This is a genomic window from Streptomyces araujoniae (genome assembly GCF_050871195.1).
Classification (GTDB): Bacteria; Actinomycetota; Actinomycetes; order Streptomycetales; family Streptomycetaceae; genus Streptomyces; species Streptomyces bacillaris.
In genome coordinates this window covers 4,272,023-4,298,254 of record NZ_CP194070.1, presented here as the reverse complement: position 1 = coordinate 4,298,254, position 26,232 = coordinate 4,272,023, and the positions used below count along the sequence as shown (strand labels likewise).

Here is a 26,232-nt window from a genome sequence, read left to right as displayed (position 1 = left end):
CCCGTGGCGGAAGGCGGGCGGGGCCGGGGCGGCGGGAGGTCAGCGCCCCGGGCCGAACCACCGCTCCAGCGCCATCGGCAGATCGGCGAAGCTGCCCGGCGCGGCCCAGGCCACATGGCCGTCGGGCCGCAGCAGCAGGGCACTGGTGTTGCCCAGGCAGCCGGCGGTCGGGCCGGGCACGGTGGCGGTGACGAGGTCGACCCGGTCCGCCCAGGGAGCGGCCCTGCGGCGCAGCTCGGCGCTGTCGCCCAGGTCCAGCAGGACCCCCCGGCCGGGGCGCAGGGCCTCGGTGCTGGAGCCCGGCTGCCCGGGGCCCTCCAGCGGCACGCGCGGCAGCCGCAGGCCGAGCAACGGGTGGGCACCGCCGTCGAGTTCGTACCGGATGTCCAGGCCGCCGACCATCGCGGCGAAGTGCTTGCTGACCTCGGGGTAGCGGATCAGTTCGTGCAGGACGTCGCGGAGCGGCTGCATCTCCGCGCCGCTGAGGAAGAGCAGCCCCTGGGCCTGGGTGTTCATCAGCAGGCGTTTGCCGACCGGGTGGCGCTCGGCGTGGTAGGAGTCCAGCAGCGTCTCGGGGGCGCGGCCCCGGACCACCGCCGCCAGCTTCCAGCCCAGGTTGACCGAGTCCTGGATGCTGGTGTTCATGCCCTGCCCGCCGGCCGGCAGGTGGATGTGGGCGGAGTCGCCGGCGAGGAAGACCCGGCCGCGCCGGTACTCGGTGGCGTGCCGGGTGGCGTCGCCGAACGAGGAGACCCAGACGGGTTCCGCGTGCGAGATGTCGTCGCCGGTCAGCCGCTGCCAGGCGGCGGCGACCTCCTCCCAGCTCGGCGGGGTCTCGCGGCGCTGCGGCGGGGTGCCGCGCTCGCAGACGATCAGCCGGGTCGTGCCGCCGGGCAGCGGGCCGACCATCACCATGCCCCCGGAGAGGGTCTCCCCGATCATGCGCGGGGCGAGGGTGATGCCCCGGACGTCGGCGAGGAACATCTCCATGGTCGCGGCGGTGCCGGGGAAGTCGAACCCGGCCGCCTTGCGGACCGTGGAGCGCCCGCCGTCACAGCCGACCAGGTAGTCGGCGCGCAGAGTGTGGACGCCCGAGGGGCCGCGCACCTCGACCTCGACACAGTCCTCCTTGTCGGTGACGGAGAGGAGTTCGTGGCTGCGCCGGATGTCGGCGCCGAGCTGGGTGGCCCACTCCTCCAGCACCGTCTCGGTCGCGGACTGCGGGATGGTCTTGGCCGCCTGGTGGGCCCCCTTCAGCACGCCGAAGTCGACGGGCAGGCCGCCGAAGTGGCCGACGTTGCTGATCTCGATCTCCCCGAACCTGGAGAGCAGGCCGCGCTGGTCGAAGATCTCCATCGTGCGGGCGGTGAAGCCCAGCCCGCGGGATTCCCCGGTGCGGGCCGCCAGCTTCTCCAGCACGATGACATCGGCGCCCGCGAGGCGCAGTTCGCCGGCGAGCATCATGCCGGCCGGGCCCGCGCCCGCGACGATCACTTGTGCGTCCATCGGTTCTCCTCGTGACATCCCGCCGACGGGCGGGGAACGGGTCCTGTGGTGCGCGTGCCGGGGGTGGTCCCTCACCTGCGGAAGCGGGCCAGCCCCTGGTTGGCCGCGTGGGCGGCCGCGGCGAGGCGCGGGTCGGGGGCGAGGGCGTGGTGGCGTACGGCGACCTCGGCGAGCTTGATGGCGTGCTCGTCGCCGATGGCGGCGGCCGTGGCGAAGACCTCGGTGAGGTCCGGGAGGCCCCGGGGTACGGCCGGGGCCGGTGGGGCGGGTGCGGAGAACCAGCCGAGCATCGAGGCGCTGACGTCCCGTGCCACCAGGTAGGAGACATGGCGCTGGGCGGCGGGCAGATGGCCGACGACGAGCCGGACGGCCGCCGGGCCGGTGATGGAGTGGATCAGCGGGACCGGGTGCCGCTGGGGTGTGGCGGCGTACGCACCCGCGTACTCGGCCACCAGTGCGTCCAGCGCGGCGGCCGCTCCCCCGTCGTCGCCGGTGTCCGGGGCGCCCTGGTCCCGCCCGGTGCGGGGGTCCTCCTCGCCCGGCCGGATTCCGTAGGTGTGGCTCGCGTACCGCGCGGCCCAGTAGCCCAGCCCCTGGGCCAGTTCGTCGCGGAGCAGCCGGTCCGCCGCGCCGTCCTCCGCCCTCGCCAGGGCCCGCACCGCGTGGGCGGTCCGGATGACCCCGTGGGTGAGGACGCCCGACATGCCGGGCAGCAGCCGGGGCCACCAGCGGGCGAGCACCTCCGGCCAGGGCGCGAGGCCGAGTTCGCGGGCGAAGAGGCCGGTCCAGTCGGCGAGCCGGGTGAAGTCGCCGAGCGCGGGGCGCCAGTCGTCCGGGTCCGCCGGGTCGATCGCCCAGCGGGGTCCGGGAGCCTCGTCGTAGGTGTGGGTCCGCAGGTTGTGCTCGACCCAGGCCGGTACGGCGTCGGCGTACCCCATGTACGCCAGCGCCTCGGCCGCCATCGGCGCGTGGTTCACGAAGCGGGGTCCGTATTCGAACCCGACGCCGCGCAGCCGCTCCAGGGCCCCGCCCACGGCGTCGGTGTAGGTGAGTGACGGCATGGGAGAGGCCCTCAGTCCTTGATCTCGCAGATGGCGGCGCCCGTGCCCACGGTCACACCGGGGGCGGGCAGCCCTCGGACGGTGCCGGAGCGGTGGGCGGTGAGGGGCTGCTCCATCTTCATGGCCTCCAGGACGACGACGAGGTCGCCCTCCTCGACCACTTGGCCCTCCTCGACCGCGACCTTGACGACGGTGCCCTGCATCGGGGAGGCGAGGGTGTCGCCGGAGACCGTCCTCGTCCGTGCGCCGCCGCGCGACCGGGACCGGACGGGGCCGGCCGGTGCGGGTGCGGGGTGGGCCAGGGCGAGGAAGGACGGAAGGACGACTTCGAGGCGCTGGCCGCCCACTTCGACGACGATCCGCTGACGGGCGGCTTCCGCGTCGGCCTCTTCGGCGGGTGTGCCGAACGGTTCGACGGTGTTGGTGAACTCGGTCTCGATCCAGCGGGTGTGGATGGTGAAGGGGTCCGTGGTGAAGGCGGGGTCGGTGACGACGGCCCGGTGGAAGGGGATGGCGGTGGCCATGCCCTCGACCCGGAACTCCGCCAGCGCACGCGCGGCACGCTGGAGGGCCTGCTCGCGGGTGGCGCCGGTGACGATCAGCTTCGCGAGGAGCGAGTCCCAGGCCGGGCCGATCACGCTGCCGGACTCGACACCCGCGTCCAGCCGGACACCCGGACCCGTCGGCGGGGCGAAGGTGGTGACGGTGCCGGGGGCGGGGAGGAAGCCCCGGCCGGGGTCCTCGCCGTTGATACGGAACTCGAAGGAGTGCCCCCGCACGGCCGGGTCCCCGTAACCGAGTTCCTCACCGTCGGCGATACGGAACATCTCCCGCACGAGATCGATCCCGGTGACCTCCTCGGTGACCGGGTGCTCGACCTGGAGGCGGGTGTTGACCTCCAGGAACGAGATCGTGCCGTCCAGGCCGACGAGGAACTCCACCGTGCCGGCCCCGACGTAGCCGGCCTCCTTCAGGATCGCCTTCGAGGCCGCGTACAGCTCCTCGTTCTGCCCCTGGGTGAGGAAGGGGGCCGGGGCCTCCTCCACCAGCTTCTGGTGACGGCGCTGCAGCGAGCAGTCACGGGTCGAGACGACGACCACGTTGCCGTGGGTGTCGGCCAGGCACTGCGTCTCCACATGCCGGGGCTTGTCCAGGTAGCGCTCCACGAAGCACTCGCCCCGCCCGAACGCCGCCACCGCCTCACGCACCGCGGAGTCGTACAGCTCCGGGATCTCCTCCAGCGTCCGGGCCACCTTCAGCCCGCGCCCGCCACCACCGAACGCGGCCTTGATCGCGATCGGCAGCCCGTGCTCCCGCGCGAACGCCACCACCTCCGCCGAACCCGCGACCGGATCCGGCGTCCCCGCCACCAGCGGGGCACCGGCACGCTGCGCGATGTGCCGGGCGGCGACCTTGTCCCCCAGATCCCGGATCGCCTGCGGCGGCGGCCCGATCCACGTCAGCCCCGCATCCAGCACCGCCTGCGCGAACTCCGCGTTCTCCGACAGGAACCCGTACCCCGGATGCACCGCGTCCGCACCCGAGTCCGCAGCGGCCCGGAGCACCTTGGCCATGTCCAGATAACTGGCGGCCGGAGTGTCACCGCCCAACGCGAACGCCTCGTCGGCCGCCCGGACATGCAACGCGTCCCGGTCCGGATCGGCGTAGACCGCCACGCTCGCGATCCCCGCATCCCGGCACGCCCGAGCAACGCGGACAGCGATTTCGCCACGGTTGGCGATGAGCACCTTGCGCATGTCAGCCGGCCCGGACCGGTGCCGTCGTCAGGCTGCCCGGCCCGGCCTGGCCGAATCGCCCGTCCAGGGACTCCAGAGGTCCGAGGGTCCCGTCGAAGAAGATCAGGGGGTCCTGGGAATCTCCGGGCGCCGCCAGCTCCAGCACCTCGCCGACCACGATGTCGTGGTCCCCTCCGGCGTGCACGGCCACCGTGGAGCAGGTGAGGTGGGCCAGGGCCTCGCTGAGCAGGGGCGGACCGTCGGGGGCGAAGTGGTGCGGGACGCCGTGGAAGCCGTCCGGACGGCGGGTGGCGAACGAGCGGGCCAGCTCCTGCTGGCTGCCCGCGAGGAAGTTGACGGCGAAGGTCTTGTGCCGGCCGATCACGGCCTGCATCCGGGACTGCTTGTGGAGACAGAAGAGAACCAGCGACGGGTCGAGCGAGACCGAGGTGAAGGAATTCACCGTCGTCCCCTCGGCCTGCCCCTCCGGGCCGGCGGTGATGACCGTCACCCCGGTCGCGAAAAGACCGCAGACACGACGGAATTCCTTCGGCACAATCGGTTTTCTCGCCTCGATGCGGCCCGGCGGGCGCACTACGGACATATGACATCCCTTTCCTGATCCGGCTGCCGGGGGTCTGTGTGTGCGCACGTTCCTAGAGGAGTTTGCGGACCTTGGCCCCGGCCTTGACGATGCCGAGCAGGAATTCCCGCCCCACGCTGTTCATCTCCGGCGGCGCCTGGACGGAAGCCCAGTAGAGGAAACGTCCCATGGTGGCGACCGACGGGTAGATGAAGCGCTTCTCCTCGTCCTTCCAGCCGAATACCGGATTGACGATGGGAGATTCGTCGAGGAGCTTGAAGATGATGTCGGCGGCCTCGTCGCCGGTGAGCGCGCCCGCCTCGTACTTCTCGCAGGTCTCCGACGTCGTCTCCAGAAGGATCTTGAACTTGTCGCTCTGCGGCCACCAGAGCCCGGGGTGGTCGTTCTGCTCCAGCTCCCGGAAGTGCCGCTGGTCCTGGTCCTTGAAGTGCTTGAGCCGGGCGCGGGTGAGCCGCATCGTGCCCGGGGTGATGAAGGAGCCCCAGACCCGGAAGACCGCGTTCCAGAGGCGGAAGTGGGAGAAGGCGATGAAGGAGCTGTTGACGATCTCGTCGTTGTACTGGAGCAGCCCCTGCTCCAGGCGCTCGACGTACTCGAAGCGCTCGGCGGAGTAGTCGCCGTCCTCGAAGGCCTCCAGCAGCCGGGAGGTGAGGGCGTCGACCACCTCCAGCGTGTTGGACAGGCCGCGGGAGAAGAGCGGGTCGAGGAAGCCGGCGGCGTGCGACATCAGGCACCAGCGGTCGCCGATGGTCTGCTTGGAGGAGTACTGGAGCCGGTCCGTCGACACCCACTCGCGGACCTTGCTGGCACCGTCGAACTGCCGCTTGACCGCGGGGTACTTGTCGAGGAAGAGCGCGAACTCCTGCTCGGGGGTGAGGTCCTTGGGCTTGGGGTAGGTGCGCTCGTCCATGGTGAGGCCGACGCTGCACAGCGGGTTGCGGGAGTCCTTGTGGTTGTCGAACGGGATGATCCAGAACCAGCCGCGCTCGATGAGGTGGTGCATGGTCCCGGTGTGCCAGTCGGCGGGCGGGCGCAGCTCCTTGGGGTGGCCGCTGACGTCGTCGAACCGCTTGACGCCCACGTAGTGCGTGAACATGGAGCGGGAGTGGTGCTTGAAGCGGGCTGGCCGGTCGCGCAGGTCGAACTTCTGGGCCAGCGGCGAGCGGAACCCGGAGGCGTCCACGACGTACTGCGCGCGGAAGGCCTCGGGCTCGGCGCCGGGGGCGCCGCTGCGGCCGGTGACCGTGACGCCGTCGTCGTCGAAGTCGACGTCGCTCGCCCGCCACCCCTGCTTGCCCACGCAGCCGTACTTGACGGCGACGTGGAACATGAAGGAGTCGCTGTCCTGCCGGAACATGTGGCTGTTCTGGTGGAAGATCTTGGGCAGCGCCAGCTGGGTGGCCTCACGCGGGTCGGGCTCCTGGCCCACTTCGTGCTTCATGAACCCGAAGTGCGCCTTGGTGCCGAAGGTCGGGGCGATGTCCCGGGTGCTCTGCTTCACGCTGGCCAGGCTCTTCAGCTCGGGGAGGTCGTGACGCTCGGCGAGGATGTGGATCCACTCGACGAGCTGCGGGGTCATCGACTCCCCGACCGCGAACCGCGGATGGGTGGTGGCGTCGACGAGCAGCACCCTCGCTCCGTGTTTGGCGAGAATGGCTCCGGTCACCGAACCGGCGATACCGGAACCGAGGATGATGACGTCGTACGTCGATTCCGCGGGTATTCCTTCGGGCCGTGCGGGCTTTTCTTCCGTCTGGGGTGCCACGGGCCTTCTCCTTCGTCAGTGGGGATGCGATCCGGTGCGAAAAGAGGGCACAAAAAAGGGCCCTTCCGGGGCCTTGAACGGCCTTGGGGAGGAGCCCGTGAAAACGGCACGACTGAACCGCTGAAGAAAGCGTGACAGGAATGGCGGGGAGGGTCAACCCTCGAAAGTAAAAGGAAGTTAAAGGGCCGTTACGGCTGCTCAGACCAGCCGGCCGGCCGCCTCGGAGACCCCGGGGTGGGCCGGTTCCAGGAGCTGTACGAGGAGGGCGCGCAGCTCGTCCTCGCCTCCGGGCCCGAGCAGTTCGGCGACGTCCGCGGCCAGCAGGTCGACGGCCTCGGCGACCTCCTTGAGCCGGGCATGGCCCAGCTCGGTCAGCTCCAGGGCGTGGCGGCGCCGGTCGTGCGGGTCGCGGCCCCGGACGACCATGCCGCCCTCGACCAGCTCGTCGACCAGCTGCGAGGTGGCGGGCCCGGTGATGGCCAGTTCCTGGGCGAGCCGCTGCTGCGGGCAGGGCCCGGAGGCGGCGAGGACGGAGAGGGGCCCGTAGTGGCGGACCCGGAGGCCGGTCCCGGCCAGCTTCTCGTCGCCCAGCCGGCGCAGCCGGTGGTGGGCCTGCTCCACCAGGTGCTCGGTCCCCTGCACCAGTTCCTGGCTGCCCTCGGGGAGCAGCCGGGCCAGCAGGGTGTTGAGGCGGCCGACCTGCTCGGCGCTGAGGGCGGCGGTGAGCCGCGCGTCCCGCTCGGCGACGGCTCGGCGGCCGGTCTCCACGGCGGCGCGGCCCTGGTCGGTGAGGGAGAGGATGTACTGGCGGCGGTTGTCCGGGTTGCGGGTGCGGAGCACCTGTCCCCGGCTCTCCAGCCGGTCGATGACGCCGACCATGATGGTCCGGTTGATGCCGAGGCGTTCGGCGAGGTCGAGCTGGGAGACCCAGTCGCCGCCGGTCAGCGCGTCCAGGACGAGGAAGTCCCGGGAGTCGTCCTCGGGGCCGTCGGCGTAGGTCGTGAACTGCGCGAAGACCCGGCGCAGGAGGTAGCCGATGAAGCCGGTGAGGGCTTCGGGGAGGACACCGGGGACCTCCGCGGTGGCCTCGGTCGCCGAAACGGGTTTCTGCGTCGCGTCGGGCTCGCCTCGCACGATCGTCATCTCCCCTTCGGAACCGGAAACCGAGTATACGGCGGCGGGCCCGGGCCGGACCGGCCCGTACCGCGGCCTTCCCCCGGGACGTGCCTGGCCCCGCCCGGAGGGGGGATGGCCCGGGCGGGGCGAGGGGGAACCGGTGGTGGCCCGCGCGGGCGGGCCGCGGCCGGTCCGTCAGAGGGACGGCTGCCGGTCCTGTGCGGCCGGCGCCTTGATGGTGCCCAGGGTCACGATCAGGGCGAGCAGGTAGATGCCGCCGCCGATGAGGAGCCCGTAGGAGTAGCCGGTGGTGAGCGCGTCGGAGCGGTCGCCGGGGAGCCGGTTCTCGGTGATGACCGAGGCGGCGGCGGCGAGCAGGGCCAGGCCGACCGCGCCGCCGATCTGCTGGCTGGTGTTGATCAGGCCCGCCGCGATGCCGGTGTCCTCGGGCGAGACGCCGCGGACGCTGATGACGGTGAGGGTGACGAAGACCAGCCCGAGGCCGAAGCCGCAGACGAGCTGGGCGGGGAGCAGGACGGCGAAGGCGTTCTGGCTGGGCTCCAGGAAGCTGAGCCAGACCATGCCGACGACGCCGATGACGAGGCCCGTGGCGATGACCGTGCGTTCGGGCATCTTGGCCAGCAGCTGCGGGCCGACGCCGCCGGCCGCGAAGCCGATGCCGATGGCGAAGGGGAGGTAGGCGAGGCCGGTGACCATCGGCTCGTACCCCTTGACGATCTGCATGTAGAGGGTGAGGAAGTAGAAGGTGGCGAACATGCCCGCGCCGACGAGGAACATGACCGCGTTGGCCCCGGCCCGGCTCCGGTCGGCGACGACCGCGCCCGGCACCATCGGCGCCCGGCTGGACCGCTGGATGGCGATGAAGGCGACGATCAGGACGACGGCGGCGGCCAGCGCGAGCAGGGTGACGGAGTCGCCGAGCCCCTTCTCGCCGGCCCGGTTGATGCCGTAGACGAGGGAGCCGAAGCCGAGGGTGGCGGCGAGCGCGCCCGGTACGTCGACCTTGCCCCGGTCGCGGTCGCCCTCCTTGAGGACGCCCGTGCCGATCAGTACGGCGATGGCGATGGGGATGTTGATGTACATGACCCAGCGCCAGCTGAGGTACTCGGTGAGCGCGCCGCCCAGGAGCAGGCCGACGACGGAGCCGAGGCCGCCCATGGCCCCGTACACGCCGAGCGCCTTGTTGCGCGCCGGGCCCGCGGGGAAGGTGGAGGCGAGCAGGGAGAGAGCGGTGGGTGCCGCGACGGCGGCGCCGACGCCCTGCAGGACGCGGGCGGCGATCAGCAGCTCACCGCTGGTCGCGAGGCCGCCGAGCAGCGAGGCGAGGGCGAAGACCACCAGTCCGGTACGGAAGACCCGGCGGCGTCCGAAGAGGTCGCCGGCCCGGCCGCCGGCCAGCAGCAGTCCGCCGAAGGCCAGGGCGTAGGCGGTGACGATCCAGCCGAGGTTGGCGTCGGAGAGGCCGAGGGCGCCCTGCATGCTCGGCAGGGCGACGGCCACGATGGTGTTGTCGAGGACCAGCATGAGCTGGGCGGCCGCGATGACCGCGAGCGCGAGGCCGAGCTTCTCGCCGCCCGGTGCCGGTGCGGCGGCGCCCGGGGGCGTCCCGCCGGCCGGCGGGGCTTCGGTTCTGTCCTGCATGGACATGGAGGTCTCCAGAGGTGAGTCGGGCAGGCGGGCCGGAAGCGCCCGGCCCCCGGAGCGGGGGCGGCCGGCCCGGGGACGGGGTCAGCGCGCCGCGGGGTCCTTGGCGGCCCAGATGTCCAGCTCCTCGTAGGCGGCACGCCACTCGGTCTCGTAGGCGGCCCGCAGCGGCGGCGGGAGCTTGCCGAGGACGGTGGCGACCCGGGCGGCGTCGATGTCGTCCAGCAGCCAGGGGAGGTAGCGGTTGGCATCGGAGCCGATGCGGTTCTTCTGTTCGACGCTGAAGGTCTGCCACTCCTCGGGGCTCATGGTGAGGTCCATGAGCGCGAGCGCCTCCCGCTCCTCGTGGTCGAGGTGGGCGCGGAGGTCGGTGCAGAGGGTGTCGACGAGACCGCCGAGGCGCTCGGCACCCGTGTCACGGTCGGCCAGTGCCGTGTCGATGTCCGCCAGCAGCGGGTCGATGACGGCGTGCTCGGCCTCCATCGCGTCCAGGAGGGCGATCTCGGACTGCGCGTCCCGCCCCTCCAGCGCCTTGTACATGGCGGGCCAGACGGTGAGGTCCTCGGAGGTGTGGTGGGCGGTGAGGAACTTCTTGAACAGCTCCCACCCCACCGCGGTGCTCAGCACGTGCCGCGGGTCCTCGTCCACCCGGGAGGTGATCCGTGCGATGCGCTCCAGTTCGCGCCGGAGCGCGTCGTGGATGGCGAACATCATGGTCATGTCGAGGTTCTTGAAGTCGCCCATCGTCTCTTCCCTCTCCCTGCATGGGTCCGGCTTGGGAAAAGACTATCGTCAATCCACCTAACTATCAATCCTAGAATCATCAGACACCAGAACGATCTATGAGGTGATCCGTCCTCCCGCCGCTCCCGCGCCCACGGCTCCCGCCGCCGCGGACCCGTCGGCGTCCTCGCCGTCGGACCGCGCCCCGGCGGGCGGCTCCTCCTCCGGCATCCCCTTGCGGAGGCGGTTGAGGACGGGCGAGGTCACGGCGGTGGTGATCAGCGCCATCAGGACGAGGATGGTGAAGAGGTCCTGGCCGATCACACCGAGGCCGAGCCCGACGTTGAGGACGATCAGCTCGGTCAGTCCGCGGCAGTTCATCAGCGTCCCGATCGACATGGCGTCCCGCCAGGACTGCCCGGCGAGCCGCGCCGCGCCCGTACCGCCGCCCCACTTGGCGAGCACCGCCACCGCCAGGACCGCACCGGCCCACAGCCACTGCACCGGGTCGGTGGCCAGCAGGCCCACATCCGCCCGCAGCCCCGTGGTGACGAAGAACAACGGCAGCAGGACGGGCACGGCGAAGGCGCGCAGCCGGGCCGTCTGGTGCTCGATGACCCGGCTCCCGCGCGGGGTGACCGCACCGAAGAGGAAGGCCCCGAACAGCGCGTGCACCCCGATCAGGTCCGTGGCCAGGGCGCTCAGGCACAACCCGCTGAAGAGCAGCACCAGGACCAGGCTGTCGGTGGAGGTCCGTCCGGCACGGTCGGTGAGCCGGGCCAGCAGGGGACGGACCGCCACGACCATGAACAGGCAGAAGGCGACGGCGGACAGCGCGGTGGTGACCGCCTCCATCGGCGAACCGGCCGTCGACACCGCGACCACGGCCGCCAGCAGGCACCAGGCGGCCACGTCGTCGAAAGCCGCACAGGCCAGCGCCAGCACCCCCACCCGCGTCCGGTACATCCCCCGGTCCGAGAGGATGCGGGCCATCACCGGGAACGCCGTGATGCTCATGGCCACCGCGATGAACAGGACGAACGGCAGCCGCTCCACCCCCTCGGGCGCGAACGCCCCGTACATCCCCAGGGCCAGCAGCGTGCCGAGGCCGAGCGGAAGGGCGATGCTCACCAGGGAGACGACCGCCGCCGTACGGGTCTGGGAGCGGAGCGAGCCCAGTTGGAGCTCGTGGCCGACGAGGAACATGAAGATGAGCAGCCCCAGATTGCCGAGCAGGCCCAGATAGGGCAGCGAGGCCGGCGGGAACAGCCACGCCTGCGCCTCGGGCCACAGCCACCCCAGGAACGAGGGGCCGAGCAGGAGGCCGACGGCTATCTCGCCGACGACCGGGGGCTGTCCGGCGCCGCGCACGAGACGCGCACCGGCCTTGCAGAGCAGGATCACCACCGGGATGGCGATCAGGAGATCGGGCAGGGGGTCAGCCGGAGCGGCCATGGGAATCAGTCCTTGGTGAGAGGTGCCGTTGCGTCACTTTCCGTACGGACGTAGGGACTTCGCATCGCGCAGGGCCCGCGCCCACCAGATCAGCTGATCGAGCATGAGCTTCGCCGCCGCCTGCGCCCCCTCGGGCTCGGCCGGGAAGGCCCCCCGAGCGTCGTAGTGGTCGAGGACACGCGGGAAGAACACCGCGTCCTTCATGGAGACGGCGTGGAACTCCCCGTATATCTGGCGCAGTTGCTCCACCGCGCGGACACCGCCCGACAGCGAGAGTCCATAGCTCACATAGCCGACGGGCTTGGCCTGCCACTCGGTCTGGAAGCTGTCGATGAACGTCTTGAGGGGGCCGGGTACGCCCCGGTTGTACTCCGGGACGATCAGGACGAACGCCTCGGCACCGGCCAGCCGGGGGGCGAGGGCCAGAGCCACCGGGTCCTGTGCGTCGAGGCTGCCGGGCAGCTCGTGGTCGGCGAGGTCGATGACGTCCAGCTCCAGGTCGTCCCGGAGCCCGGCCAGCGCGGTGAACCAGCCGGCCACATCCGGTGCCAGCCGGCCGCCGCGCACCGAGGCGACCACGACGGCCGTCCGGACCGCCGGGGACTCCACGCCGTGCCCTTCAGCCCGTCGCCGCGGACCGCGCGGCGACGGGGGTGAGGGAGAGGAACTGGTGCGCGTCGACCCGGGAGAGGATGCGGCGGGTCAGCGCGGGCATCCGGGTGGTCCCGTCGTCGGTGAAGACCACCGGATCGGTGACCGCGATCCGCCGGCCGCGCGTGGTGATCTCGCAACCCCCCGCGGCCAGCACGTTCTTGACCCAGTCCGAACCCGGCCCGTACGGCAGGGTGATGACGATGTCCTCGCCCCGCCGGAACAGCTTGACCGGCGTGGTGAAGGCGCGGCCGGACTTCCGGCCGCGGTGGTGCACCTTGCCGAAGCCGGGCATCCGGCTCAGGACGGGTCCTACGAAGTGGTTGGCGACCGCCTTGTTGAAGCGGGCGACACGTCGGTTGATCGGCATGCCTGTCTCCTGTTCGCTGCTCCGTCGTCAGGGGTCCGGCCCGGGGCCGGAGGAGAGAGGGGAGGGCGGGCCGTCCCGGGCCCGCCCTCCCCCGACAGTGGCCGGGTCAGGCCCGCTCGGCCGCCCCGCCGGGTGCACCACCGGGCGCACCGCCCAGCGCGCCACCGGGCGCACCGGACTTCGGGGTCAGCGGTCCGACCGGCTTGCCGCCGGACTTGAGGAAGCGCTCCAGGGTGAAGTTGTCCACGATGCCCCAGCGTTCGGCGATCCGGTCGCCCTCGAAGCGGAACCAGATGATGGCTTGGTGCTGGACCTGGAGACCGGTGGGCTGGATCCCGATGAAGGGGCCGGTGTGCTTGCCGTGCATCACCCAGCGGATCGCGGCCCGGTCGCCCTGCGAGATGAAGTCGAGGATCTCGTACTTGATCTCGCTGAACGCGGACTGCTGGATGCGGATGGTGTGCTTGAAGGCCTCCGGCCCCCGCATCGAGTCGTCGTGGCTGCCGTGGTTGCGGAAGTCCTCGGTCAGATAGCGGTCGGCGGCGGTGAGGTCCCCGAGGTCCAGGCCTTCGTGGAAGACCTTCTCGACGACCTCGCGCTGCTGCTCCGGCGTCAGTGTGGTGGGCATGGCGGTTCCTCCTCGGAACTCTGGTGCGGGCAGGAATGGTTGGGGATCGGTGGGGCAGGAGGCGATAAGGAAGCCGCGCGCGGAGGCGGCGGATTCAGAGGCGTCGGAGCCCGGTGACGAGGGGTCCGACGAGGGCGGGGCCCGATGGTTACGGGACCCGGTGACACGGGGCCCGGTGGCAACGGGTCCTGTTGAGGCGGGACCTGTTCAGACGGGTGCCGGTGATGACGGCACCCGGTGCCGACGGGACTCGGTGAGGCAGGTCCCGGTGGTGACGGGTGCCGGTGACGGCAGGACCCGATGAGGCGGGACCCGGTGGCGATGGGGCCCGGCATGGGCGAGACCCGGCGAGGCGGGTCCCGGCTGTCACGGGGCCCGATGAGGCGGGTCCCGGCGGTGAAGAGGGCCGGTGGTGACGACGCCTCATCGGCGGGTGTCGAGGACGTCCAGCCCCCGGGCGTCGACCTCGCCCACGCCCCCGGGGGGCGATCCGGCGCTCCACGCGATCCGGAGTCGCAGCCGGGCGAAGCGCCAGCCGTCGGCCGTACGCCGGGCGGTGCCGGTGAAACGGCCGCCGATCTGGAAGTACTCCGACGGCCGCGGCGGCACGGGCGATCCGAAGTGGACGTGCGAGGCGATCAGGCTCCAGCCGACCGCCGCCCGGTCGCCCTCCGGCTCCACGGTGGCGAGGGAGCCGTGGTGGTGCGTACGGCTCCAGCGCTCCATGATCTCGCCGAGGAAGGCGTCCGCCCCGGCCAGCCCCCGGTGGGAACCCACCGGGAAGACCAGTTCCACGTCCTCGGTGAACAGGGACGCGGCCCACTCGGCGTCGAAACCGGAGGCGGCGGGCCGGCCGTCCTCGGGGAAGCTCCTGGCCAACCGCTCGTCCAGCCCGGCCAGATAGCCGTCGATGAGCCGGTTCAGGGCCGCGATGTCGGACAACCGCGCCACCTCGGCCGCGAGTTCACCGATCCCGGAACCGATGGAGCCGATCCCGGAGCCGCTGGAGCCGGTCCCGGAACTGATGGAGCCCGCCCCGGAGCCGCTGGAGCCGATCCCGGAGCCGGTGGAGCCGGCCCGGGTGTCGAGAGAGCCGGTTCCGGGCCCCGTGGAGCCGGTCACGGCACGCGGCGGGCGTCGGTCTCGGCGTCCGTCGCGTAGATGACGGTGTCGTCGGGGCCGTGCACGACCGCCTTGCCCCGGCCGGTGAACTTGGCGTCGCCCTCCAGCCGGGCCTCGATGTCGATCTTGATGTAGGCGGCCCGGAATCCGGTGGGGCTGATCTGGGTGACGTCGGTGTTGAACTCCTCCCGAAGGAAGAACGTGAACGCCCCGTCACCGGTGACCGACCACGAACCCGTGCCGGTGCTCTTCTGCGTGACGACGACGAGCGAGCCGTCCTCCTGGAAGGTGACGGTGTAGTCGTCCACCTCACCGTCGTGCGTGACCGTACCCGTCCACTGTCCGGCGGGCGTACGGGGAGAATCAGACATCGACCACACTTCCTCTCTCGGCTGCGGACAAAAAAGAATCCGCGTCCGGCGTGGGCCGGACACGGATTCTGGTGAGAGCTGGGGCCGCCGCACCGCCCGGTTCCGCGATCGCGAAGCGATCACCGGAATCAGCGCGTGGAGCTGCCGGAAGAAGTGTGACACTCAATCTTCTGAACCGTCAACCCGCTTATGTTCTTCGGTCCCGGCGCCCGCCCCTCCCCTCGACGGGCAACATCGCCGCAGGTCAGCAGCGGTCTCACAGCGCCCCGGGCCCGGCGCCCGGCCCTTTCGCTAACTCGACCGCCTCGCTCCGGCCGACCGGCAGCGGCGCTCCGCCCTCCGTCATCGCGAGCAGTTCATCCAGGTCGTACTCGGCCCGCTGCTTCCGTCCGTAGCGGGTGATCTTGCCCCTGGAAGCCCACTTGCGGATCGTCGCCTCACTGACGCCCATGGCCAGCGCGGCCAGTTCTGTCGAGACGGTTCTGCGCCGAGAAGTCGTCACAGCGATCTCCTCGCCAACTGGCCCGCCACCGCCAGCCACTGACGCGGCGGCAGCGTGTGCCCCGCGTCGCAGGTGACCCGGTCCGGCCCGGGAGACACCCCTCCGGCCTCCCGTGCCACGGCGAGCAGCGTGCCCGTGCAGCCGGGCTCCACGCACGCCCCGAGCGGACGCTCGCTCGCGGGCGCGGGGCCGAGCACGGATCCGATCCGCCGCAGCAGACCACGTACCTCGTCGTCGAAGGAGACGGCCGCGGGGTGGCCGGCCAGCCACTCCACCTGTCCGTGCAGGAACTCGACCAACGACTCGACGTCGCAGTCCCGCAGCCCCCGCGCCCCGCGCTCCTCGACGACCAGCCGCGCCCAGGAGGCCAGGACCTCGGCGGTCTCGGTGCGCATCGCGACCGTCCGTTCGTCGAGCACCGTGCCGACGGCTCTGGTGCCGCTCACCCGTTGCCGCAGTCGGGCATGGGCCGGGGCGAGGGCGTGATCGCTCTCCCGGTAGAGGTCGAGCAGGTTGCGCAGTTCGCCCCGCAACCGCTCGACGCACTGACGGCAGACGCTCCCGCAGAGCGTCGCGCAGTCCCGGCCGACGTGGCCGACGGACAGTTCTGAGTACTGGTGCATCCGACTCCTCGAATCCTTTTCGGTGTCCATGCGTGACGACCCCGCCGCCCGGCGGGCCGGGCGGGAGGAGGGGTCGGAGAACAGGGCGCGGGGCGAGGCGGGGAGCGACCCCGGCGGACCCCGGTCCGATGCGCTGATCCGTGAAGTGACGGGTGAGGACCGCCCGGCGAGCGGTGGCCGCGATTCCGGCCACGGCGCAGCCCGCCGCGACGGCAGACAAGCGCGATCACCCCCCGACGGCCCCATGGCAGGAGGATTCGACCGCGAGCCTCCCGGGACGGAGGGCCGCGTCTGCACCAGGGCCGAGGTCAGATGAGACACCCAGTGGGGGGCACCTGGCAACCGGACCATATTGTCCGAAAGAGAACAGTCGACTACGGCTACGTTTCCGGTGGCGTCATCCTGCGCCGGGTCGCCGTGGCACCGATCCGCCAGTACAACGCGCGTATAGAAAGCGGAATCTGACAGAACGTCGACTACGGCGGTGAAAACCCCGCCCGCCCCGGAAAGCAGGGCAGATGGCTGGTACCCACCACTGGCGGACGGGGACCGGGGAGGCGTGGCCGCGCCGGGAAGTGGGGCGCGCGCGTCGGCTGCGGAGGCCGGCTCCGGCTTCGCATACGGCCGGACGGCTAGCCTATTCCCGCACGCCGGGCAATGAGATGAGAATCACAGAACGGAGGAGGTGCGGCCGGACGGTCGCTTCCGGGTGCGGATCGGCATTCCCCCGAAACGCTCACCCCTCCGGCTCCAGCCCCCTCCGCAGTTGGGCGAACGCCTCCTCGGCCGCCCGCACCGCGTCCGCGTACACCGCGTCCGCGCTCTCCCCCGCGTCGATCCGGCGCCAGTTCTCCTCGGCCAGGATGCGGAGGACGGCGATGATCTGCCCGGCCGCCAGCCGCGCGGCCACCCCGTCACCGAGAGCACGGGCGAGGGCGGCCTCGGCACGGCCCCGGTAGGCGTGGAGGCGGGCCACCAGCGCCGGGGTTCCGTACAACAGGCGGTGGAACGCCAGCACTTGGGGTACGTCACAGAGTCCGGTCACCGGGTCGCGGCGGTCCAGGCCCGCCAGGAAGTGGCGGTGCAGCGCGGCCGCCGGGCTCTCGCCCGGGCCCCGGCCGCCGACCACCCGGGCCGCCTCGTCCTCGTGGTCGGCGAACCGGTGCAGCGCCAGGTCCTCCTTGGCGGGGAAGTACCGGAACAGCGTCGGCTTGGAGATGTCCGCCGCGGCCGCCACCTCCGCCACGGAGACCTTGTCGAAGCCGCGCTCCAGGAACATCGCGATCGCGGCATCGGAGATCGCCCGGTAGGTGAGCTGCTTCTTCCGCTCCCGCAGACTGATCCGGGGCGGGGCGACCGACTCCCCACGCTCCCGGCCCTGTTCGCGGCCCTGTTCCCGAACCTGTTTCCGGCCACGCTCCCGGCCCGGCGCCCGCGTCCCTTCTCCCACCGCCCCGGCGGCGCTTCCGTTTCCGCTTCCGCCGAAGGCCGTCTCTCCGCTCATGACCATGAAGCGTACGCCCTTGACCTCGGCCGGACTTGATGTCGCGGGCACGACAGCGCCGTCCGGTCAGCCCTCCCGGACCGTCCTCCGGATCAGCGCCTCGACACCGTCCAGCAGGGTCGCCAGGCCGAAGGTGAACTCGTAGTCGGGGTCGTCCGGTTCGCTCATCACGCCGGAGGCCAGCAGCCGGTGGATCGCGGGGTGGCGGGCCGGGTCGACCAGGCGGCGGAGGGTGCGCTCGTGGCCCGCGACCACCTCCTCCGGGGAGACGCCCCGCGCGGTGACGGCGGCGGAGAGGTCGCTCATCAGCAACGCCTCGCTGCGCACGAAGTTGGAGACCAGCAGGATCACCGAGATCTTGTCGCCCTCCCCGAGCCCGCTGCCCTCCAGCGCCTGGAGCCCCTGCTCCCACCAGGCGAGCGAGTTCGGGGTGGCGGGCGGCCCGCCGATCGGGATGCGCAGGACCCAGAGGTTGGCCAGAAACCGCGCACGCTGCCCGACCGCCCACTCCGTGAGCGCGGCACGCCACCCCGCCCCGGACTCCAGGGCGGGCAGCGGGTCCGGCGGTCCGACGGCGGCCTCCTGCATCAGGACGTACAGCTCGTCCTTGGCGGAGACGTACCGGTAGAGCGACATCGTGGAGGCGCCGACCTCCTGCGCGACCCGCCCCATCGACACGGCGGCGAGCCCTTCGGCCGCCGCCACGGCCACCGCCGCCGCAACGATCCGCTCCAGGCTCAGTCCGGGCTTGGGCCCCTTCGCCGGGCGCTCCCGCAGCCCCCAGGCGGCCTCGATGGAGGCCGGGAGGTCACCGCCGCCGGTGCTGCTCTTCTCCGCCACCGCATCCCCTCGCCACGTTCCGCGCGCCCCCGTGCTCCTTGACCCCATCCTAGAGATGCGTAATCCTTACGCAATAACGCGTATGCCATACGCAGAAGGGGGCCAGGCCATGACCAGCCCGACCGCGGCGAACCCGCCCGCAGAGGACCCGTCCGCAGGGAACGCATCCACGGAGAACCGGGGCACGGGAAATCCGTCCACGGAGAACCCGGGCACGAGGAACCCGGCCACCCGGAAGACAGCCGCACGGAACCCGGCCGCGGAGAGCGGGTACGCCATCGAGGCGTACGGCCTCACCAAGTCCTACGGAAAGTCCGCCGTACGCGTCCTCGACGGCCTCGACCTCCGTGTCGGGCGCGGCGGCGTCTTCGCCCTGCTCGGCCCGAACGGGGCGGGCAAGACCACCGCCGTACGGATCCTCGCCACGCTCACCACCGCCGACTCCGGCAGCGCCCGCGTCGCCGGGTACGACGTCACCGCCGAGCGGAGCGCGGTGCGCCGGGCGATCAGCCTCACCGGCCAGTTCGCCGCCGTCGACGAGACCCAGACCGGCGAGGAGAACCTGCGGATGATGGCCCGGCTCACCGGCCTCTCCCGCACCGCCGCCCGCCGCCGGGCCGCCGAACTCCTGGAGCGCTTCCACCTCACCGGTGCGGCCCGGCGCCCCGTCGCCACGTACTCCGGAGGCATGCGCCGCCGCCTCGACCTGGCCGCCGGGCTCACCGGCTCACCGGAGCCCGGGGTCTTCTTCCTGGACGAGCCGACGACCGGGCTCGACCCGCGCAGCCGCCAGAGCCTGTGGGAGGTGGTCCGGGAGCTGGCAGGGCGCGGGGCCGGCGTCCTGCTCACCACCCAGTATCTGGAGGAGGCCGACCGCCTCGCGGACCGGATCGCCCTGCTCCACAAGGGCCGCGTGGCCGCCGAGGGCACCGCGGCCGACCTCAAGGGCGCCATCGCGGGACACCGCCTCGACCTGGTCCTGACCAGCCGCGAGGCCTACCTCCGCCTCTCCGTGCGCGCGGTCCACCACTCCCCCGAGACGCTGACCCTCGGGCTCCCCACGGACGGCAGCGCCGCCCACGTCCGCGCCCTGCTCGACGAGATCGACCCGGCGGGCACCGAGATCGACCGCTTCACCGTGCACAGCGCGACCCTCGACGACGTCTTCCTGGCCCTCACCTCGGAGGTACCCGCCCATGCCTGACACGGCCGCCCTCCGCCCGCCGGGCGCCCCCGGAACCCCCGTCCCCCCGGGCCGGGCGCCCGGCCCGCTCACCCACGCGGCCGTCCTGGCCGCCCGCAGCGTACGCATCAGCCGCCGGAACACCGACGCGCTGATCATGTCGCTGGCCCTGCCGATCATGCTGATGCTGATCTTCGTCTACTTCTTCGGCGGGGCGATCCGGACCTCGGCGCTCTACGACTCGTACGTCATGTACGTCGTCCCGGGCGTCATCCTCCTCTGCGCCGGGTTCGGGGCCGCGACCACCGCCACCGCCGTCAGCGAGGACATGAAGGGCGGCATCATCGACCGCTTCCGCTCCGTGGACGTGGGCGGGACGCCGATCCTGGCCGGCCATGTGGCGGCGAGCACCGTCCGCAACCTCTGCGCCACCGCCGTCGTCTTCGGCGTCGCCCTGCTGATCGGCTTCCGCCCGGCGGCCACCTGGGACGGCTGGCTGCTCGCCGCCACCGTCCTGGTCGCCTACATCGTGGCGCTGTCCTGGATCTCGGCCGCGATCGGGCTGCTGGCCCGCTCCCCGGAGGCGGCGAGCGGGTTCACCTTCTTCATGTCGTTCCTGCCCTACCCCAGCAGCGCGTTCGTCCAGGTCGAATCGATGCCGAGCTGGCTCCACGGCTTCGCCGAGCACCAGCCGATCACCCCGGCCATCGAGTCCCTGCGCGGGCTCCTGCTGGGCCAGGAGGTGGGCAACACCCCCTGGATCGCCTTGGCTTGGGCCGGGGGCATGCTGGCGGTGGCGCTCGGCGCCTCGGGGGTGCTGTTCCGCGTACGGGCGCGCTGAGGAACAGGGGAACGAACGGCAGGGCGGGCGTACGTACGCTGTTCAGGCGGCCGGTACGGACGCGTCGGGGCCCGCCGGGGGCCGACAGGAGCCGCCGGGGACCCTCGGGAGCCGCCGGGGCCCTCGGAAGCCGTCGGCTCAGAAGATGTCCGGGCACCAAGGGCGCCGCCCCGTACGGAACACGGCGTCCACCCGCTCCGCCGCACCGGTCCGCAGTTCGTCGGCGCGCCCCAGGTCCACCAGCCGCCGCGCCGACCCGTCGCCCAGGTACAGGGACGCCAACTCCCCCGCCCCCAGCGCCAGATCGGCGCTCCGGGTGGTCGGGGTGCAGCGCGCGCCCTCGGGCGAGGCGTCCAGCAGGAAGCGCCCCTGCGCCATGCCCCCGTCGTCCCGGACGTCGAGCACGAGCGACGCCTCGTTCCCGTAGCTCCGGGCCTCCAGCGCGCGCTCGACATCCAGCAGCCGCAGCCAGAGCCAGTCGGCGTGGGTGACGGTCCGGGCGGCCCGGGGGTCGGGCAGGAAGTCCGGGAGCAGGTCGTCGGGGGCGCGGTAGCCGGAGCGGACGGTGGTGACCCAGTCGACGGAGCAGAGGAAGTGCCACAGCGCGCGCTCGGCGGCCGGGGTGAGCGCGATCAGGTCCCGTACGGTCGCGGTGTTCAGGGGCTGCTTGCCGTCGCCCCACTTGTCGTCGGTGCCGTAGACCATCAGGCCGTCGACCTCGCCGTCCGCGGTCCGGTGGATGACGTAGAACGGCTCGGTCCACTTCTCGTGGGCCGGGAAGACCGCCGCACCCGTATGCACCTTCCACCAGCGCTCGCTGCGGCTGACGACACCGGGGCGCAGGGCCGCCAGCCGGGTGTGCAGCTCGGGGCCGTACTTGCGGACGTCGGCACCGTCCACCAGCTCGATCCGCCCGCCGCCCGCCGGCTGCCCCGAGCGGCGCGGGTCGAGTCCGGCGCGGGGGACGGCCACCTCCCACTCGGTGGTCCAGGTGGCGGGGCCGAAGCCGAACCGGCCGTAGATCGGGTACTCCGCGGCGATCAGGGTCGCGACCACCTCGCCCCGCTCCCGGGCGGCCGCGAGGTCGCCCGCCATCATCCGGCTGAGCAGCCCGCGCCGGCGGTGGGTGGGGCTCACCGTCACCCCGCTGACCGCGTCGGCCGCGACGGTGGCGCCGCCCACCACGGTGAGCCGCTGGGCGAACGAGCGGAACGTGGCCACGCACCGCCCGGCGTCGAACGCGCCCTGGAGCCGGGTGAGGTCGTTGTCGGGGTCGGCCAGGCGGTCGGCGACGTCCTCCTCGGTCGGTGAACCGGCCGTCAGGAACCCGTTCTGCACCGCCCGCAGCCAGTCGGGGTAGTCGGACGAGGTGACCGTGCGGACGTCGAGGCTCATACCGTCACGCTAGGCAGACCCGTCCCGGAATGTCGCGCGATTTTCCCCGCGAGTGCCTCACCGTCCCCCACGCGGAAGACCAGGTGGGCGCCGCGCCCGCAACCCAGAGCACCGCTCCCGTACCGGAGCACGGAACACCGCGCCGCGCGCCGTCCACCGCCCGCCGTCCGCCGCCCGAGATCCGGAGCACCGCTCACGGACCGGATCACCGCTCACGGACCAGAGCACCGCTCACGGACCGGAGCGCTGAACACCGCCACACCCCCCGCCCAACCCCCGGAGCACCGCTCCCGAACCGGAGCACGAAACACCGCCCCAACCCTCACCCGCCCCTGGAGCACCGCTCCCACCCGAGAACACCGCCCCGAACCGGAGCACCGCTCCTGACTCAGGAAACCGCCCAACCCTCGGAGCACCACTCCCGCCCGAGAGCATCACTCCCGCCCGAGAGCACCGCTCCCGGTTCAGAACGCCGCCCGAACCCGGAGCACCGCTCCCCGTTCAGAACGCCGCCCGTATCTCCCCGACCTCCGCCGCGCCGCCGAGCAGCGGCGCCCGTCCGATCCGGGCCACCACGGGGGCGTCCACGCCGAGCAGTTCCAGTGCGCGGGCCAGCACCGGGCCGAGCGCCCGGGTCGCCCCGTCGTCGATCTTGAAGGCGAGGGCCCGCCCGTCGGCCAGCGCCACCGCCTGCACGGCCTCGGCGCCCATCTTGGAGAGCGTCCCCGGGACCTCGCTCATCAGCCAGGTGTCGGGGCGCCGGGTGCCCGCCACGTACTCCGGGTGGGCGCGCATCGCGTCCGCGACCCGGCGTTCCGCGCTGCCCGGCTCGGCCAGGACGAAGGACCGGAAGGCGCGGGCGAGGCCGGTCAGCCCGATCGCCATCAGCGGGGCCCCGCAGCCGTCGGTGCCAACCGCCGCGACCGGCTCGCCCGCCGCCTCGGCCACGACCTGGCCGGCCAGCTGCTGGAGGGGGTGGGCGGGGTCGAGGTAGCTCGCGGTGTCCCAGCCGTTGCGGACGCAGACGGCGAGCATGGCGGCGTGCTTGCCGGAGCAGTTCATGGTGATCCGCTCGCGTACGTTCCCGGCGGCGAGGTAGGCCTCGGCGGCGACCGGGTCCAGCGGCAGGTCGGGCGGGGTCTGGAGGTCGTCCGGGGAGAGCCCGTGCTCGGCGAGCATCTTCCGTACGAGGTCGAGGTGGAACGGTTCGCCGGAGTGGCTCGCGGCGGCCAGCGCCAGCCGCTCCCCGGACAGCTCCAGGCCCGCCCGCAGGATCGCGGCGGCCTGCATCGGCTTGTTGGAGGAGCGGGGGAAGACCGGGGCGCCGGGGTCACCGAGCGTCCGCTCCACGCTCCCGTCGGCGGCGAGCAGGACCAGCGAACCGCGGTGGTGCCCCTCGGTGAAGCCGGACCGTACGACCTCCGCCAGCACGGGCGGGGCGGGGGCTATCGCGGCAGGGGCGGCGTCGGTGGACGTCATGGTGGCCTTCCGGGAGACGGTCGGTGCGGGCGGTACGAGGCCCGGCGCCACCGGGATCGGGACGGCGGCCGGGTGGTGACGGGGCCCGCCGCCCGGAGGTTCGGCCGGACGGGCGGGTGTGCGGGACCCGCCGCGTTCCGCGGGACCGTTCCAGGATTCCGAAGGGTCGCTTCGGGGCTCCGGAAGGCCGCTTCAGGCGAGCAGGTCGTCCACTTGGGCTTCCCCGTCACGGTACCTGCGGGCGATCTCCGCGCTGCAATCGTCCGTCGTGCGCTGCAGCTCATGGCGGCGCCGGGAGACCTGCTGCTCGTAGCGGACCAGCCGGCCCATCGCGTCGTGCAGCTCCTCGTCCGTCCGGGCGGCCAGGTCCGACAGCTCCACCTCCGCGAGGTTCTCGGCGGCAAGCTGCCGGAACTCGTCGCCGCGCGGGGTCGTCACCGTGACGTGCCGGGCGGAGGTGCGGTGCCGGGACGGGGCGTCGGCCAGGATCTCCGAGAGCCGGTCCACCACCGGGGCCTCGGGCACCGGCGCCTGCGGGTCCCGCCTGCGGGTCAGCTCGGCGCGGAGGATGTCGATCCGGCCCTGGACCAGCCGGCGTACATAGCTGAGATCGGCCTCGTCCCGCTGCGCTTCCCGGCGCAGGGTCCGCAGCTCCGGCAGCCGCAGCCCGCCGAACCCGGCCTCCCCGCCGCCCTGTTCCGGCACGGACGCGAGCCCGCCGGGCAGAATGGGCCGTACGGGTGAGCGCAGGGTGCCGGTGCTGGTGCCCGCGCCGGCACTCCTCCCGGTACCGGCGGGAATGCCGCCGGTCGGTGCGCCCGGTGCGGGCCCGGGAGATTGTCCGGCTCCATAGGTACTCATGCTGTTCCGTCCCCTCGACCGGTGCGTCGGCACACCGACATCGTGCATGGTGCCACCCTGCAAGGTGCCCCCGCAGACACTCTGTACCCGTTCAGCCCAAGATAGGTTGGTCTGTATGCGTGCAGTGGTACAGCGAGTGGACGGCGCCAGCGTCTCGGTGGCCGGGACGGGCGAGAACCCCGGGGCCGACGGTGTCGTCGGCGAGATCATCGGCGAGGGCCTGTGTGTGCTGGTCGGAGTCACCCATGACGACACCCCGGAGAAGGCGGCCCAGCTGGCCCGCAAGCTCTGGTCGGTCCGCATCCTGGAGGGCGAGAAGTCCTGTTCGGATGTGAATGCCCCCCTCCTGGTGATTTCGCAGTTCACCCTCTACGGGGACGCCCGCAAGGGCCGCCGCCCCACCTGGAACGCCGCCGCTCCCGGCGAGGTGGCCGAGCCGCTGGTCGACGAGGTGGTGGCGCGGCTGCGGGCGCTGGGCGCGCAGGTGGCGACGGGCAGGTTCGGAGCGGACATGCGCGTCTCGCTCACGAACCACGGCCCGTTCACGGTGATCATCGAGGTGTGACGGTACGACGGCGGCACCGGGCCGCAGCGTGGACGGCGGACGGCCCCCGGCCCATCCGCCTGCGGCCCGCCGCCCTATGCCCTGCGCCCTGCGGCCCGCCGCCGTACGCCTCACGGCCCGACGCTCGACGACGTACGGCCCGGCGCCCGACAGCGTGACGTGACGTACGGCCTGCGGCCCGAGCGGGAAGGCGTACGCGTACGCCCTACGGCTCGACCACCGTCTCCTGCGCCGCCGCCGTGTCCCCCGCGAGCAGCTCCGCGTCCACGGCCACGTTCCGCTTGACCAGCGCCAGGGCGATCGGGCCCAGCTCGTGGTGGCGGGCCGAGGTGGTGATGAAGCCGAGCTGGCGGCCCTCCTCGCCGTCGGCGGCCAGCCGGACGGGCGTCCCGTGGCCGGGCAGGTGCACCTCGCTGCCGTCCAGGTGCAGGAAGACCAGCCGGCGCGGCGGCTTCCCCAGGTTGTGGACGCGGGCGACGGTCTCCTGGCCCCGGTAGCACCCCTTCTGGAGGTGGACGGCGGTGCCGATCCACCCCAGCTCGTGCGGGATGGTGCGGTGGTCGGTCTCGAAGCCGACGCGCGGCCGGTGCGCCTCGACGCGCAGCGCCTCGTACGCCAGGATCCCGGCGACCGGGCCGTTGGCGGCGGCGTACGCCTCCAGGTCGGCGCGCGGCAGGAAGACGTCCCGGCCCTGCGGGGTCTCCCGTACGGTCGCCCCGTCCGGGACCTCCGCGATGGAGCCGGCCGGGAGGTGCACGACGGCGATGTCCTCGGTGCGGTCGGCGACCTCGACCCGGTAGAAGAACTTCATCGACTCCAGGTAGGCGATCAACTCGCCCTGGGTGCCGGGTTCGACGTGCATCCACACCGTCGTCCCGTCGTCGACGAGATACATGGCGTGCTCGATGTGCCCGTTGGCGGAGAGGATCAGGGCCTCGGTCGCCCGGTGCGGGGCGAGGTCGCTGACGTGCTGGGTGAGCAGCAGGTGCAGCCAGCTCAGCCGGTCGTCGCCGCTGACGGTGACGACACCGCGGTGGGAGAGGTCGACCAGGCCGGTGCCGTCCGCGAGGGCGCGTTGCTCGCGGAACAGATCGCCGTAGTGTGCGGCGACACCTTCGTCGCGGCCCTCGGCCGCGACGGCACCGGGCAGGGACAGCAGGGGGCTCTTCATACCGCCCAGCCTACGACTCGGGCTTCTCGTCCTTCGCGGCCGTACAGGCCCGGCACCGGCCGAAGATCGCGAAGTGCTTCATGTCGGTGTCGAACCCGAAGTCGGCGCGGAGCTTCTCGGTGAACTCGGTGACGACGGAGAGGTCCGCCTCGATGACCTCCTGGCAGTCCCGGCAGACCAGGTGGATGTGGTGGTGGCGGTCGGCCAGGTGGTAGGTCGGGGCGCCGTGCCCGAGGTGGGCGTGGCTGACGAGGCCCAGCTCCTCCAGGAGCTCCAGGGTCCGGTAGACCGTGGAGATGTTCACCCCGGACGCGGTCTTGCGCACCTCGCACAGGATGTCGTCCGGGGTCGCGTGCTCCAGGGCGTCGACCGCCTCCAGGACGAGCTGACGCTGCGGCGTCAGCCGGTAGCCACGCTGCCGAAGATCGGTCTTCCAGTCGGTGCTCACCACAGGCCCAGTGTAGGACGGGCGAGCAACCGGCCAGGAGGGGTCGT

Annotated in this window: 26 protein-coding genes; 3 read left to right on the top strand and 23 right to left on the bottom strand. The window is 72.4% G+C overall.

Annotated elements, in window-relative coordinates; genetic code table 11:
• Positions 1 to 39: 39 nt before the first annotated feature.
• From ACQ9ZG_RS18315 to ACQ9ZG_RS18230, 18 genes are all read right to left on the bottom strand, one after another.
• The gene (locus ACQ9ZG_RS18315; RefSeq protein ID WP_499280860.1) at positions 40 to 1,506 is read right to left on the bottom strand and encodes an FAD-dependent monooxygenase; all 1,467 of its coding nucleotides are present in this window, start codon (positions 1,504 to 1,506) and stop codon (positions 40 to 42) included.
• Between the two features lie 71 nt (positions 1,507 to 1,577).
• Positions 1,578 to 2,567, bottom strand: coding sequence for a questin oxidase family protein (locus tag ACQ9ZG_RS18310; RefSeq protein ID WP_109917258.1), 990 nt, complete (start codon positions 2,565 to 2,567; stop codon positions 1,578 to 1,580).
• Positions 2,568 to 2,578: 11 nt separating this feature from the next.
• Positions 2,579 to 4,324, bottom strand: a complete 1,746-nt coding sequence (locus ACQ9ZG_RS18305) for an acetyl/propionyl/methylcrotonyl-CoA carboxylase subunit alpha (RefSeq protein ID WP_499280858.1) — start codon at positions 4,322 to 4,324, stop codon at positions 2,579 to 2,581.
• A gap of 1 nt (position 4,325) precedes the next feature.
• Positions 4,326 to 4,907: a flavin reductase family protein gene (locus ACQ9ZG_RS18300; RefSeq protein ID WP_202484727.1), complete on the bottom strand. Its 582-nt coding sequence runs from the start codon at positions 4,905 to 4,907 to the stop codon at positions 4,326 to 4,328.
• A gap of 52 nt (positions 4,908 to 4,959) precedes the next feature.
• A complete protein-coding gene (locus ACQ9ZG_RS18295; protein ID WP_018490378.1) occupies positions 4,960 to 6,672 on the bottom strand; it encodes an NAD(P)/FAD-dependent oxidoreductase in 1,713 nt (570 codons plus the stop codon).
• 198 nt (positions 6,673 to 6,870) lie between these two features.
• Positions 6,871 to 7,815 (bottom strand): MarR family winged helix-turn-helix transcriptional regulator, encoded by a 945-nt coding sequence (locus ACQ9ZG_RS18290; RefSeq protein WP_028419652.1) that lies wholly within the window; start codon positions 7,813 to 7,815, stop codon positions 6,871 to 6,873.
• 168 nt (positions 7,816 to 7,983) lie between these two features.
• Entirely contained in the window at positions 7,984 to 9,456 is a 1,473-nt protein-coding gene (locus tag ACQ9ZG_RS18285) for an MFS transporter (RefSeq protein ID WP_019761347.1), read from the bottom strand.
• A gap of 81 nt (positions 9,457 to 9,537) precedes the next feature.
• On the bottom strand, positions 9,538 to 10,197 hold the full coding sequence (locus ACQ9ZG_RS18280) for a hemerythrin domain-containing protein (protein WP_028419653.1): 660 nt from the start codon (positions 10,195 to 10,197) through the stop codon (positions 9,538 to 9,540).
• A 96-nt stretch (positions 10,198 to 10,293) separates the two neighbouring features.
• On the bottom strand, positions 10,294 to 11,631 hold the full coding sequence (locus ACQ9ZG_RS18275) for a cation:proton antiporter (protein WP_109917157.1): 1,338 nt from the start codon (positions 11,629 to 11,631) through the stop codon (positions 10,294 to 10,296).
• A 33-nt stretch (positions 11,632 to 11,664) separates the two neighbouring features.
• Positions 11,665 to 12,240, bottom strand: a complete 576-nt coding sequence (locus ACQ9ZG_RS18270) for an NADPH-dependent FMN reductase (protein WP_028419655.1) — start codon at positions 12,238 to 12,240, stop codon at positions 11,665 to 11,667.
• A gap of 10 nt (positions 12,241 to 12,250) precedes the next feature.
• On the bottom strand, positions 12,251 to 12,652 hold the full coding sequence (locus ACQ9ZG_RS18265; RefSeq protein ID WP_019761349.1) for a nitroreductase family deazaflavin-dependent oxidoreductase: 402 nt from the start codon (positions 12,650 to 12,652) through the stop codon (positions 12,251 to 12,253).
• A 106-nt stretch (positions 12,653 to 12,758) separates the two neighbouring features.
• Positions 12,759 to 13,280: an ester cyclase gene (locus tag ACQ9ZG_RS18260; RefSeq protein ID WP_499280854.1), complete on the bottom strand. Its 522-nt coding sequence runs from the start codon at positions 13,278 to 13,280 to the stop codon at positions 12,759 to 12,761.
• Positions 13,281 to 13,703: 423 nt separating this feature from the next.
• Complete coding sequence (locus ACQ9ZG_RS18255; RefSeq protein ID WP_258312141.1) at positions 13,704 to 14,402, bottom strand: nuclear transport factor 2 family protein; 699 nt, start codon at positions 14,400 to 14,402, stop codon at positions 13,704 to 13,706.
• A complete protein-coding gene (locus tag ACQ9ZG_RS18250) occupies positions 14,399 to 14,773 on the bottom strand; it encodes a hypothetical protein (protein WP_019761352.1) in 375 nt (124 codons plus the stop codon). The genes ACQ9ZG_RS18255 and ACQ9ZG_RS18250 overlap by 4 nt, the downstream gene beginning before the upstream one ends.
• A 256-nt stretch (positions 14,774 to 15,029) precedes the next feature.
• Positions 15,030 to 15,275 carry a helix-turn-helix domain-containing protein gene (locus ACQ9ZG_RS18245; protein ID WP_028419659.1) on the bottom strand — a complete coding sequence of 82 codons (246 nt, stop codon included), beginning with the start codon at positions 15,273 to 15,275 and terminating at the stop codon, positions 15,030 to 15,032.
• Positions 15,272 to 15,898, bottom strand: coding sequence for an OvmZ protein (locus ACQ9ZG_RS18240; RefSeq protein ID WP_109915254.1), 627 nt, complete (start codon positions 15,896 to 15,898; stop codon positions 15,272 to 15,274). The genes ACQ9ZG_RS18245 and ACQ9ZG_RS18240 overlap by 4 nt, the downstream gene beginning before the upstream one ends.
• 736 nt (positions 15,899 to 16,634) lie before the next feature.
• The gene (locus tag ACQ9ZG_RS18235; protein ID WP_181398222.1) at positions 16,635 to 17,408 is read right to left on the bottom strand and encodes a TetR family transcriptional regulator; all 774 of its coding nucleotides are present in this window, start codon (positions 17,406 to 17,408) and stop codon (positions 16,635 to 16,637) included.
• A 60-nt stretch (positions 17,409 to 17,468) separates the two neighbouring features.
• Positions 17,469 to 18,242, bottom strand: a complete 774-nt coding sequence (locus ACQ9ZG_RS18230; RefSeq protein ID WP_028419662.1) for a TetR/AcrR family transcriptional regulator C-terminal domain-containing protein — start codon at positions 18,240 to 18,242, stop codon at positions 17,469 to 17,471.
• A 109-nt stretch (positions 18,243 to 18,351) separates the two neighbouring features.
• Here ACQ9ZG_RS18230 and ACQ9ZG_RS18225 point away from each other — a divergent pair, with 109 nt between their 5' ends.
• Both ACQ9ZG_RS18225 and ACQ9ZG_RS18220 read left to right on the top strand, forming a co-directional pair.
• Entirely contained in the window at positions 18,352 to 19,446 is a 1,095-nt protein-coding gene (locus ACQ9ZG_RS18225; protein ID WP_258312139.1) for an ATP-binding cassette domain-containing protein, read from the top strand.
• Positions 19,439 to 20,266, top strand: coding sequence for an ABC transporter permease (locus ACQ9ZG_RS18220; RefSeq protein WP_109915253.1), 828 nt, complete (start codon positions 19,439 to 19,441; stop codon positions 20,264 to 20,266). Before ACQ9ZG_RS18225 ends, ACQ9ZG_RS18220 begins: the two co-directional genes overlap by 8 nt.
• 138 nt (positions 20,267 to 20,404) lie before the next feature.
• Here the strand turns inward: ACQ9ZG_RS18220 and ACQ9ZG_RS18215 are convergent, their stop codons facing one another.
• From ACQ9ZG_RS18215 to ACQ9ZG_RS18205, 3 genes are all read right to left on the bottom strand, one after another.
• Entirely contained in the window at positions 20,405 to 21,661 is a 1,257-nt protein-coding gene (locus tag ACQ9ZG_RS18215) for a GNAT family N-acetyltransferase (protein WP_109915252.1), read from the bottom strand.
• Between the two features lie 501 nt (positions 21,662 to 22,162).
• On the bottom strand, positions 22,163 to 23,140 hold the full coding sequence (locus ACQ9ZG_RS18210) for an asparaginase (protein WP_018490359.1): 978 nt from the start codon (positions 23,138 to 23,140) through the stop codon (positions 22,163 to 22,165).
• Positions 23,141 to 23,332: 192 nt separating this feature from the next.
• Positions 23,333 to 24,001 carry an RsiG family protein gene (locus tag ACQ9ZG_RS18205; RefSeq protein WP_258312240.1) on the bottom strand — a complete coding sequence of 223 codons (669 nt, stop codon included), beginning with the start codon at positions 23,999 to 24,001 and terminating at the stop codon, positions 23,333 to 23,335.
• Between the two features lie 115 nt (positions 24,002 to 24,116).
• Between ACQ9ZG_RS18205 and dtd the strand changes: the two genes are divergently transcribed.
• Positions 24,117 to 24,566, top strand: a complete 450-nt coding sequence (gene dtd / locus ACQ9ZG_RS18200) for a D-aminoacyl-tRNA deacylase (protein ID WP_109916235.1) — start codon at positions 24,117 to 24,119, stop codon at positions 24,564 to 24,566.
• A gap of 205 nt (positions 24,567 to 24,771) precedes the next feature.
• Here the strand turns inward: dtd and ygfZ are convergent, their stop codons facing one another.
• Positions 24,772 to 25,737: a CAF17-like 4Fe-4S cluster assembly/insertion protein YgfZ gene (gene ygfZ / locus ACQ9ZG_RS18195; protein ID WP_109916236.1), complete on the bottom strand. Its 966-nt coding sequence runs from the start codon at positions 25,735 to 25,737 to the stop codon at positions 24,772 to 24,774.
• Positions 25,738 to 25,747: 10 nt separating this feature from the next.
• Entirely contained in the window at positions 25,748 to 26,188 is a 441-nt protein-coding gene (locus tag ACQ9ZG_RS18190; RefSeq protein WP_109916237.1) for a Fur family transcriptional regulator, read from the bottom strand.
• Positions 26,189 to 26,232: the final 44 nt, after the last annotated feature.